This is a genomic window from Parablautia muri (assembly GCF_009917485.1).
GTDB lineage: Bacteria > Bacillota > Clostridia > Lachnospirales > Lachnospiraceae > Suilimivivens > Suilimivivens muri.
This window is the reverse complement of record NZ_QZDT01000036.1, coordinates 25764-36617: the sequence shown is the minus strand read 5'-3', so window position 1 is coordinate 36617 and position 10854 is coordinate 25764. Positions and strand designations below refer to the sequence as shown.

General features: G+C 44.8%; 12 protein-coding genes. All 12 read right to left on the bottom strand.

The features are described from left to right. Positions 1-290 (bottom strand): DUF6075 family protein (locus D5281_RS17605; RefSeq protein ID WP_277935441.1); only part of this gene is annotated, 290 nt, incomplete at its 3' end. 214 nt (positions 291-504) lie between these two features. After that, positions 505-2028, bottom strand: coding sequence for a lysine--tRNA ligase (gene lysS, locus D5281_RS17600; protein WP_330585127.1), 1524 nt, complete (start codon positions 2026-2028; stop codon positions 505-507). A 78-nt stretch (positions 2029-2106) separates the two neighbouring features. Beyond that, the gene (greA, locus tag D5281_RS17595) at positions 2107-2595 is read right to left on the bottom strand and encodes a transcription elongation factor GreA (protein ID WP_160561404.1); all 489 of its coding nucleotides are present in this window, start codon (positions 2593-2595) and stop codon (positions 2107-2109) included. 79 nt (positions 2596-2674) lie between these two features. Then, a complete protein-coding gene (locus tag D5281_RS17590) occupies positions 2675-3466 on the bottom strand; it encodes a hypothetical protein (protein ID WP_160561403.1) in 792 nt (263 codons plus the stop codon). A gap of 28 nt (positions 3467-3494) precedes the next feature. Then, positions 3495-4475, bottom strand: coding sequence for a tRNA dihydrouridine synthase DusB (dusB, locus tag D5281_RS17585; RefSeq protein ID WP_160561402.1), 981 nt, complete (start codon positions 4473-4475; stop codon positions 3495-3497). A 44-nt stretch (positions 4476-4519) separates the two neighbouring features. Beyond that, positions 4520-4879 (bottom strand): DUF6145 family protein, encoded by a 360-nt coding sequence (locus D5281_RS17580; protein ID WP_160561401.1) that lies wholly within the window; start codon positions 4877-4879, stop codon positions 4520-4522. Positions 4880-4925: 46 nt separating this feature from the next. Then, positions 4926-5912 carry an ornithine carbamoyltransferase gene (argF, locus tag D5281_RS17575; RefSeq protein WP_160561410.1) on the bottom strand — a complete coding sequence of 329 codons (987 nt, stop codon included), beginning with the start codon at positions 5910-5912 and terminating at the stop codon, positions 4926-4928. Positions 5913-6013: 101 nt separating this feature from the next. Then, positions 6014-6934 carry an SPFH domain-containing protein gene (locus D5281_RS17570; protein ID WP_160561400.1) on the bottom strand — a complete coding sequence of 307 codons (921 nt, stop codon included), beginning with the start codon at positions 6932-6934 and terminating at the stop codon, positions 6014-6016. 109 nt (positions 6935-7043) lie between these two features. Next, complete coding sequence (locus D5281_RS17565) at positions 7044-7481, bottom strand: NfeD family protein (RefSeq protein WP_160561399.1); 438 nt, start codon at positions 7479-7481, stop codon at positions 7044-7046. Between the two features lie 267 nt (positions 7482-7748). Continuing rightward, the gene (locus tag D5281_RS17560) at positions 7749-8825 is read right to left on the bottom strand and encodes a cell wall hydrolase (protein WP_160561398.1); all 1077 of its coding nucleotides are present in this window, start codon (positions 8823-8825) and stop codon (positions 7749-7751) included. 243 nt (positions 8826-9068) lie between these two features. Further along, on the bottom strand, positions 9069-9863 hold the full coding sequence (gene proC / locus D5281_RS17555) for a pyrroline-5-carboxylate reductase (protein ID WP_160561397.1): 795 nt from the start codon (positions 9861-9863) through the stop codon (positions 9069-9071). A gap of 86 nt (positions 9864-9949) precedes the next feature. Next, positions 9950-10813, bottom strand: coding sequence for a TrmH family RNA methyltransferase (locus tag D5281_RS17550; protein WP_160561396.1), 864 nt, complete (start codon positions 10811-10813; stop codon positions 9950-9952). Positions 10814-10854 lie beyond the last annotated feature (41 nt).

Below are 10854 nucleotides of genomic sequence, written 5' to 3'. Positions count from 1 at the left end.
ACACTTGGCGTACCATTGCAGTAAAGGTTAAACGCCATCCTGACTACTTTTAAGCTCCCGCTGGTCTGCCATCCTTCATGCAGGCACTCCGTTTTCACACAGCCTGTCTTAAAATCATAGATACTGTAAATGTTCCTTCTTGTGTCATCGCTGATACCAAGACAATATACAAGTGCCTTGTGATATACGTCCTGATACCTGACCTCTTTCAATTTCTCATAGTAGAATTTTTCATGTGCATCACTGATAAAAATAATCGCTTTCTCTGCTCCTAACGCTGTACTACTCATGTTCATTTCCTCCATTTCCTATTTTGTTTTTTGACCATAACAAAAGGACACTTCCCTAAAATTTTCTTTTAGAAAAATGTCCTTATCGTACAAAATATTGAATTGGATTTATGAGTACAACTATTCATTAACGCTTATTATTCTTTGTTATGCGTTGTAAATTTGTTGTAAATTTGTTGTAGTTTACAAGTCCAAGTACCGCAAACCCTTGATTTTACTGGTCTTTTCCGCCAAGCGTTTTCATTGTCGGGAACAATAAAACATCTCGTATCGCCGGCGAATTTGTAAGCAGCATCACCAGCCTGTCAATACCATACCCAATCCCCCCGGTAGGCGGCATACCGATTTCCAATGCGTTAAGGAAGTCCTCATCCGTAGTATTTGCTTCTTCATCCCCCGCAGCCAATGCCGCCTCCTGAGCCTTAAAACGCTCCCGCTGGTCAATCGGATCATTTAGCTCAGAGTAAGCATTACACATCTCACGCCCCGTAATAAACAGCTCAAAGCGCTCCACATAATCCGGCTTGTCCGGTTTACGCTTAGTAAGCGGTGAAACCTCCACCGGATGGTCCATGACAAAAGTAGGCTGAATCAGATTTTCTTCCACAAATTCTTCAAAGAACAGGTTTAAAATATCCCCCTTGGTATGCCTGTCCTCATAATGGATTTCCTTCTCATCCGCCAGCCTCTTAGCGGCCTTGGTATCGGGAATCTCATCAAAGTCAATGCCGGCATACTTCTTCACGGCCTCTATCATGGTCAACCGCTCAAAAGTCTTACCCAAATCTATCATATGCTCACCATAAGGCACTGTGGTTGTCCCACACACTTCCTGCGCCACATAGCGGAACATATTTTCCGTCAAATCCATCATTCCGTTATAGTCCGTGTAAGCCTGGTACAATTCCATCAGCGTAAATTCCGGATTATGCCTTGTATCCAGCCCTTCGTTCCGAAATACACGTCCAATCTCATAAACTCGCTCAAGGCCCCCTACAATCAGGCGTTTTAAATATAATTCCAATGAAATACGCAGCTTTACATCTTCGTCCAAGGCATTAAAATGCGTTTCAAAGGGCCTTGCCGCAGCACCGCCGGCATTTGACACCAGCATAGGAGTTTCCACCTCCATAAACCCCTGTTCGTCCAAATATCTCCTAATAGTAGAAATGATTCTTGACCGTTTTACAAAGGTCTCCCTCACTTCATCATTTACGATAAGGTCCGTATATCTTTGACGGTAACGGATATCCGTATTTACCAATCCGTGATATTTCTCAGGCAAAATCTGCAGACTCTTAGAAAGCAAAGTAATCTCGGAAACACGAATGGATTTCTCACCCTTTTCCGTGCGGAAAACCTCTCCCTTCATACCCACAATATCGCCTCTGTCAAATTTCTTAAACCCTGCATAAGCTTCCTCACCGATATTATCACGGGCTGCATAAAACTGGATGTCTCCAGATACATCAAGAATATTCCCAAAAGATACCTTTCCCATAACACGCTTTGCCATGATACGCCCGGCCACAGATACCATTTTACCTTCCATTTCGTCAAAATGGTCTTTTATCTCCCTGCAATGATGGGTCACGTCATATTTTGTAATCTGAAAGGGATCCTTCCCTGCTTCCTGCAATGCCGAAAGTTTCTCCCGTCTCACCTTTAAAAGCTGTCCTATATCCTGTTCCTGTCCTCGCTTGCTATTTGGGGTTCCGTTATTTTGCTGTTCTGCCACTTTTAACCCTCCTTTAATAAAGGCTTTTATCCTTGTATTTGCTATCAATGAATGTTTACGACAGCCACATAATACTTCTTACTGATTATTGGCTCTCTGAATCTCAAGAACCTCATATTTGAATGTTCCGGCAGGTGTTTCCACCTCCACGATATCACCCATTTTGCTTCCAATTAAGGCTTTTCCTACAGGCGATTCATTGGAAATTTTACCTTTTAAACTGTTTGCCTCCGTAGATCCTACGATTTTGTAATCTAAATCTTCATCAAATTCAAGGTCACGTATTTTGACAACACATCCAATATTGATCTTGTCAAGGTCAACCTCATCCTCTACCACTACTTCCACATTCTTCAGAATTTTTTCCAATTCTTCAATTCTGGCCTCAATATCGCGCTGTTCATCCTTAGCTGCATCATACTCAGCGTTTTCGGATAAGTCACCCTGCTCCCTGGCTTCTTTAATCTTCTGGGCAACCTCCTGACGTTTTACCACCTTCAGCTCATGGAGCTCATCTTCATATTTCCGTAGTCCTTCGTAAGTAAGTATGTTCTTTTTTTCTTCCATTGCTAATCGTCCTTCCATCTTTTATGTTTCTGAAAATTTTTATCGGTTAAATACCGCTGTCTTCTTACCTGTTTTTCATTTAACTCTCCGTATAACCCACCGTCTGGCCGGTGTTATCCTTCACGTATGAATTAACGTCCGTATTATAACCATTTTTTACTGCAGTGTCAAGAAATTTAAGTGCCAGCGCAGGGCTTACACATCTTTTAAGCGCTTTTTTCATTTCTAAATGCACTTGCGAGCGCTCCTCTGTCACGTCCTCCCCAAGATTCAGCCATGGCATGTCTTCCAATCCCCCTTGCGCCCTTATCATGACAATTCCAAATTCATCATAAAGGTATTCCTCCAGCCAATTTGACAGACTGCTCTCATTTCCCTTAAAAACCACCTGTCTTATCCTTGGCAAGTACGGGACTAGCAGTTCCTCCAACTGTTCCATTTCCCGTTCTCCGCCCTCATCAGGCAGAGTAATACATATTTTGTCAAAGGGCCTCTGTCGGTAAAGGCAAGCTGCTATAAGTTCTTGAGGCACCTGCAAAGTATTACCACTTAACTCCTGCGCCAAAAGCTGCTCCCGGCAGTCAAATGCCCTCTCAGCCTTTAACTGTACTTCCTCCAAAAGTTGCCTGACCACTTGTAATTTCCAGTTCTTAGGCTTTCCTGTAATCAATGCTTTTCCGCTATATTGGGGGAAAAGCGCATAATAAATACACATTTTTTTTACTGCCATACGTCCTTCTCCCAAAAGATAAGAGAACTCCTTTTCCAGCTTTTTTACAGGCAGGCCGGTCTTTTTTAGCTTTTTTCCTTTTTGCGGATACGCGCCATATGCAATTCCCACATAAAACAACTTTTTATAATCTGTTTCCATAAAAAAGCATATGTAGCCAACCTCTTTCCTATTCCCACAAAATATTTTTTACCGCCCTCTCAAGTTCTCCAAAGGTTTCCATTGCGTTGATATCCCTTCGGAGCGCTGCTGAATTCGGGTAGCCTGCGGTATACCATCCAATATGCTTTCTCATTTCCCGGACTGCCGTATATTCTCCCTTTATCTCCAGCGCCATTTTCGCGTGACGCAAAATAGTCTCCCGCACCTCGGCTGCCGGTACCATAAAATCTTTTTGCCCGGTCTCCAAGTAATGCAGAATTTTTTTAAAAATCCATGGATTTCCTCTGGCCGTTCTTCCCACCATCAGGCCATCACAGCCGGTTTGTTCAAACATGGCTTTTGCTGACGGGCCATCTGTCACATCTCCGTTTCCAATCACCGGAATTGACACCGCCTCCTTTACCTTTGCTATAATATCCCAATCTGCTTTTCCGGAATAATACTGTTCTCTTGTTCTCCCGTGAACTGCCACAGCGGATGCGCCGCATCCCTCCGCGATTTTTGCAATTTCCACTGCGTTCACCATATCATCCCGAAATCCTTTGCGGATTTTGACTGTAACAGGCTTCTTGATTGCCTTAACTGTCTTGGTTATGATATCCGCTGCCAGCTTTGGAGTCTTCATAAGCGCAGATCCTTCCCCATTATTAACCACTTTAGGCACCGGACAGCCCATATTGATATCCAATATAGAAAAAGGCCTTTCCTCAATCCGCTTTGCCATTTCACTCATTATATTAGGATCGGAACCAAAAAGCTGCAATGCTGTCGGCTGTTCCCTTGGGTCTATTTCCATCAGACTGTCCGTATTTTTATTATGAAAAAAAATGGCCTTGGCACTGACCATCTCCATGCATACAAGTCCCGCTCCCTGCTCTCTGCACAGCAAACGAAATGGCAGGTCTGTTACGCCTGCCATAGGAGCCAATATGAGCCGGTTATCTAAGACCACATTTCCAATCCGTAGCTTTTGTGCTGCATCTGTCATATGTTCTGCCAACCTTTCGCATTTTCCTTCCGATTCATTGTACGTTACGCATCCTCCTCAAGCAGATCTCCCACATCCTCGTGAAGGATAAATACCCTGTAGTATAAGCGCAGGGATTCAAACATCTCCTGCCTCCTGCGCCGAATTTCGCTTACCAAAAGCCCACTTCCAATTTCGTCATAGAGAAAATCATCCGGTGCATACTCCGTTCGCATAGATACATTGCCATCCTCCTCAAATTCAATGGTAAAGATCCCGCCTATTTCCTCCGTAAAAAGTACACAGATGATATGCAGTTCATCCTGAATAGACTTTGGTATTCCTGCAAACTTATGATTAAAATAATATTTTTTTTCATACGCATTGGCGCCGCAAAGCACCATCTTTTCTTCTTTCTGTCCCATCACCTGTGCCCCCGGAACTTGGCCCAAATTCCAGGCCAAGTATTTTTTAAAGTGTCGCCGCCATCACTGCCTTAATCGTATGCATTCTGTTCTCAGCTTCCTCAAACACGATAGAGGCAGGAGACTTAAATACTTCATCCGTAACCTCCATTTCCTGGATGCCGAATTTTTCTGCCATCTCTTTTCCAATTTTCGTATTAAGGTCATGGAACGCCGGCAGGCAATGCATAAAAATTGCATTCTCTCCGGCATTTTTCATAACACTGCCATTTACCTGATAGGGAGACAGCTCCCGAATCCGCTCCTCCCATACAGCTTCCGGTTCACCCATGGACACCCATACATCCGTATAAACCACATCCACATCTTTTGTTCCTGCCATCACATCCTCCGTAAGCGTGATGGAACCACCTGATTTCTCTGCCATCAGCCGGCACTCCTTAACCAGCTCATCGTCCGGGAAATACTTCTTTGTAGTGCAGGCTGTAAAATGCATTCCCAACTTGGCACAGACCACCATCAGAGAATTTCCCATATTATAACGGGCATCTCCCATATAAGTTAATTTAACACCCTTAATACGTCCAAGCTTTTCTTTTATCGTCAGCACATCTGCCAGCATTTGGGTGGGATGAAATTCGTTGGTAAGGCCATTCCATACAGGAACGCCTGCATATTTTGCCAGTTCCTCCACAATTTCCTGTTCAAACCCACGATATTCGATTCCCTCATACATACTGCCTAACACTCTTGCTGTGTCCGCAATACTTTCCTTTTTTCCAATCTGAGAGCCGGAAGGCTCCAAATAAGTAGTTCCCATACCCAGGTCATGGGCTGCCACCTCAAAAGAACAGCGGGTACGGGTGCTGGTCTTTTCAAAAATTAACGCTACATTCTTACCCTCATGCATATCTTTTGTCAGGATTCCCTTTTTCTTCTTCTCTTTCAGCTCTGCTGCTAAGTCCACCAGATAAAGGATCTCCTCCGGTGTAAAATCTAAAAGCTTTAAAAAACTTCTTCCCTTTAAGTTCATTCTGATTATCCACGCCTTTCCGCTTGCAGCCACAATCAGGACATATTTGAGTTCCTGGCTCAAATATGTCCTGCAAATACTCCGTAAGCCACTTCCTTGCTTTATTGTTTGCTTACCAGTTCCTTTACAGATGCCGCAAGCCCTGCAATCCCCTGAATTTCAGAGGGAATAATGATCTTAGTTGCCTTACCATCCGCCGCCTTTTCAAAAGCCTCTAAGCTCTTAATATGCAACACAGCTTCATCTGCTCCTGCCTCACGAATCATTCTAATACCATCTGCCGTAGCCTGCTGTACCTTGAGAATCGCTTCTGCTTCACCCTCTGCCTCACGAATCATCTTTTCCTTCTGGGCTTCCGCATGAAGAATTGCAGACTGCTTTTCAGCTTCCGCCTCTAAGATTGCCGCTGCCTTTTTACCTTCTGCCACTGTTACGCTTGCTTTCTTTTCACCCTCTGCGCGCGTAACTGCTTCCCTTCTCTCGCGCTCCGCCTTCATCTGCCTTTCCATAGCATTTTGAATTTCTGAAGGCGGTATAATATTCTTAAGCTCTACCCTGTTCACCTTAATTCCCCAAGGATCCGTAGCTTCGTCCAAAGAAGCGCGCATTTTCGTATTAATGGTTTCTCTGGAAGTAAGGGTCTGGTCCAGCTCCAAGTCGCCGATAATATTACGCAGCGTAGTGGCTGTCAGATTTTCAATTGCCATAATGGGATTTTCCACACCATAGGCAAACATCTTAGGATCCGTAATCTGGAAAAACACAACCGTATCAATTCGCATGGTAACATTATCCTTCGTGATAACCGGCTGAGGTGCAAAATCCACTACCTGTTCCTTTAAATTAATCTTCTTGGCCACCTTGTCAAGAATCGGCAGCTTAAAATGAAGCCCCACTGACCATGTTCCCTGATAAGCGCCCAGTCTTTCCACTACATACGCATTTGCCTGCGGCACAATTTTTACGCAGGATGCCAGTAACAAAAGCAAAATCACAAACAAAACAAGTACTACATATCCCATATTTTTCCTCTTCTTTCCGGCCGCTTCTCTGAAAGCTGCCCACTTCTTCATTTTCCGTTTCCGTTGCGGATATATCATATCCGTATAAAAATACAGCCGTATTGCCCTCTTACATGGACTTTTCTTCCACCATCAGTTTCACACCACTGATAGCTCGTATCACAACCACACTTCCCACCGGCAATTTGATGCCTTCCACGGTGGTTCTGGCGCTCCATTCCCTGCCGCCCACCGTTACCTGTCCTATGCCCTGTAAATTGTCAATCTCACTGATTACAATTGCCTGCTTTCCTACAAGGCTCTCCACATTGGTTTTTATCCTGTCCTTATTGAAATATTTCACTGCAATAGGCCGTGTAAAATACAACAGCACCAGCGACACTACCACCAGCAAGGCAATCTGCAGCCCAAAGGGCACTCCTAAAGCTGCTCCAACCGCCGCAAGCAGCGCGCCTCCTGCAAACCAAATAGTAGTTAAGCCCATCGTAATAATCTCAATCACAATGCAGACTACAAAAACGATCAGCCATATCGTTACTAAATTCATAAATCCCCTCCTTATAAAATTATATTATGAACAAAATACGAATTTTCACCTCATACTGCTCTTTTGCAATCATATAAATTCCAATAACCTTTCAGGCAAGCCTATCTATTTATATAAAGATTGCGGGAACATGGTGCAGGAAATTCTATTGAAAAGCGTTCGTTTCTTTCAAAAATCATTTTACTACAGAAAAAGAAAGTAAGCAACACAAAATGGCAGCCGCGTCCTGCGGCTGCCTAAATGATTACCTCAGATTCCATCTTTATTTTACCAAAATACGTGAGCGCCCAAAATATATCCTTCTCTCTTACCTGCACGCCTAAAATGGGTAGCGTCCCCTACGGTCGTTTCCCCGTTGATTGCCGCCTGGGCAGCCTGCATACATACATCTGGCACCTGTCCCTCATACACCTTTGCAACTTTTCCTGTCATAGCCGGCGTAAACTGACCTGATGCATAGATTACAGAGTGAATGGTGTTGGGATACGCGCCGCTCTTGACACGGTTCATAACAACTGCGCCCACACCCACCATACCTTCATAAGACTGGTTGCCTGCTTCACAATAAATAAGCGCTCCAAGAAGCCTGGTCTCATCCGCATCCGCCGCCACAGCACCGCGATTTTCCTTGCGCTTACGTTCTTCCGCCTCTTTCTCCCTAGCCCTGATTATTTCCATGCTCTCCGCTTCATCAATGTGGAACTTCACATTAATATACTCTGAATTAATGTACCCCACCTCACCGTCATAATCAACGCTGATCCATCCATCCTCCACGGTATCTATAAATTTCACGGAATCTTCATAAGCCATAAGGCCATATAGTTCAGCATCCTCACTGGGCTCCATTCTTACCCGTACGGTTTCCGCATCCAATGTTACAATCCAGTTTGCAACATCCTCAGCCATATCTTTAGCATCCTCGCCGAATAAAAGGTACTCGTCCTTGGCCCAGCCGATAACACTGCCGCTTCTTAACTTCGTCCAGCCATCTTTTCTTTCTAAGATGGTTCCGCCGCAATCCTTATAAAGCAGTCCTACCTTCTCGGAATCTTCATCCGCTTCCGCCCTGATGTTTAATGCATTCTGCACATTGGCCATGGTCAGTTCCTGTTCCATTCTCTCTTTTTCAGCTTCAAACTTCTCGTCAATATTTTTTTTGCGTTTTTTTTCTGTTCCATCCTCCTCTAAGTTGTAAGCGCTTGGATCTAACACCTCCGCCACTCCAACGCTGAGGAAATCATAGCCCTCTTTTGCCTGAACGGTTATTCCCCCTGCTGATACAAAAAGCAGGACGGCCATAAAGTACGCTACCACTGCCAGCAGTCTCTTTCTCCAGTTCATTTTGCTACCTCCACAATATCCTGTGTTTTGTAATACACATTTTCATACATATAGCTTTTCCACATATTTCTATGTCTGTTCTCTATATTTATATGCTTAAATATATGACATATGTTACAAACTTATTACAGCATATGATATTTGTATTGTACCAAATCATCCAATATTTGTCAAGTTTACGCAAATCGAACCATTTTATCAGTATTTTTTTATTTCAATTCGTCCAAATTTATTACGTTTTTTTTACATGCTTTCTGATTTTTTTACACAGGCATCCACAGCCTCCATCACAGCGCTTCTAAACCCCATTTTCTCCAAAGTCTCCACGCCCTCTATCGTAGTCCCACCAGGAGAACATACCATATCCTTAAGCTCACCCGGATGCTTGCCCGTCTCAAGCATCAGCCTAGCGCTCCCAAGTACCGCCTGGGCTGCAAAACGATATGCCTGTCCTCTGGGCATACCGGCCTTCACAGCCCCATCAGCAAGGGCTTCCAGAAACATAAATACAAAAGCCGGCGAGCTGCCGCTTGCTCCCACCACTGCATCTATCAAATGTTCCGGCACCTCCTCAGCAATGCCAAAGCTCTGAAGCAGCTCCATGCATTGCTTCATTTCTCCATCGCTCACCCTTTCGTTCCTGCATACGCCGCTGCAGCCCTCTCCCACCAAAGCAGGCGTATTGGGCATACAGCGTATCAGCTTAAGCTTTCTCCCAAAAGCCCTCTCAATCTGTGTAATGGTTTTTCCTGCAGCAATACTCACCACCAGCGCATCTTCTTTCACAACATCCTTAATCTGCAAAATAACCTCCCCAAACATCTGGGGCTTCACTGCCAATATAACAATGTCCGCCCGGGCCGCCACCGCCGCATTATCCCCTAAAATCTGAATCCCATATTTTTCCTTCACATTTTCTCTCGTTTTTTCTGTCTTGGCAAACCCCAAGATTTCCTCCGGCCTTGCAATCTCTTTCGCCAGCATTCCGCCAATCATAGCCTTTGCCATATTTCCAAGTCCGATAAATCCAATCTTCATCACAAATCCTCAACCCTTCCTAATCTATTTGCTTACCTTTCGCAAAGCGGCCGCCCGTCCGCTCGTCCATGCACACCAGAGCAGCATCATGAATTCGCCGCAAGCAGCCTTGCTTTTCTTACATATCCGGATGCCTGATAAAGCAAAAGCGCCGCTGCTACCGCCGCATTTAAAGATTCAAGCATCCCTTCCATCGGGATTTTCAAATAAGCATCCGCCAGGCCGGCAGTCTCCTCCTTAAGTCCTTTCCCTTCATTTCCCACCAGAAAGGCACTGCCGCCTTCATATGCAATCTCATCAAAATATTTCTCTCCCTTTAAATGAGCCGCATACACCAAAACGCCCCTTTCCCTTAGCAGCCCAATCACCTGCTCTAAGCTGTCCGTATATGCAAAGGGAACCCTGTACAAAGACCCCATGGTAGAGCGAATTGTTTTAGGATTATAGACATCCACTGTCCCCTTACTCATAATCACTCCATCTACGCCCGCTCCTTCCCCTGTCCGCAGCATGGTTCCCAAATTCCCCGGATCCTGAATATCCTCCGTCAAAAGAAACAGCGGTGGCCGGCCGCCATTTTTCCACCTTTTCCCTGCCCTTTCTAACAGCTCCTCAGGAAAATAAGAAAACTGTTCTGCCACAAACAAAATCCCCTGGGGTGTCCGGGTATCCGAAATCCGCCTAAAAACCTCCTCCGAGGTCTGCTCCACTTTGATTCCCTGCCTCTCACACTCTGCCAGCTTCTCCCATACTGATCCATAACGGCTTTCTGCCCCAAGCTGCTCCCACAGCCCCTTGCTTAGATACACCTCCCGTATCCGGTCAGTGGGCGCTTCTTCAAACATTTTAATCCCCTCTGCAACAAAAAGCCTCTCTTTATTCCTGACGTGACTCTTTTCCTGTAATGCCACAAGCTGTTTTACCCTTCCATTTGTCAAGCTGGTAATCATTTTCCCTCCATCCGTAACTAACCGCAAAGCCTCCCACAGAT

Excerpts from the sequence above, each read along its gene's own strand:
- greA (WP_160561404.1), bottom strand. The coding sequence starts at position 2,595 with ATGGAAGAAAAAAAGAACATACTTACTTACGAAGGACTACGGAAATAT.
- D5281_RS17590 (WP_160561403.1), bottom strand. The coding sequence starts at position 3,466 with ATGGAAACAGATTATAAAAAGTTGTTTTATGTGGGAATTGCATATGGC.
- proC (WP_160561397.1), bottom strand. The coding sequence starts at position 9,863 with ATGAAGATTGGATTTATCGGACTTGGAAATATGGCAAAGGCTATGATT.
- D5281_RS17565 (WP_160561399.1), bottom strand. The coding sequence starts at position 7,481 with ATGAATTTAGTAACGATATGGCTGATCGTTTTTGTAGTCTGCATTGTG.
- D5281_RS17560 (WP_160561398.1), bottom strand. The coding sequence starts at position 8,825 with ATGAACTGGAGAAAGAGACTGCTGGCAGTGGTAGCGTACTTTATGGCC.
- dusB (WP_160561402.1), bottom strand. The coding sequence starts at position 4,475 with ATGACAGATGCAGCACAAAAGCTACGGATTGGAAATGTGGTCTTAGAT.
- D5281_RS17570 (WP_160561400.1), bottom strand. The coding sequence starts at position 6,934 with ATGGGATATGTAGTACTTGTTTTGTTTGTGATTTTGCTTTTGTTACTG.
- D5281_RS17580 (WP_160561401.1), bottom strand. The coding sequence starts at position 4,879 with ATGGGACAGAAAGAAGAAAAGATGGTGCTTTGCGGCGCCAATGCGTAT.
- argF (WP_160561410.1), bottom strand. The coding sequence starts at position 5,912 with ATGAACTTAAAGGGAAGAAGTTTTTTAAAGCTTTTAGATTTTACACCG.
- D5281_RS17550 (WP_160561396.1), bottom strand. The coding sequence starts at position 10,813 with ATGATTACCAGCTTGACAAATGGAAGGGTAAAACAGCTTGTGGCATTA.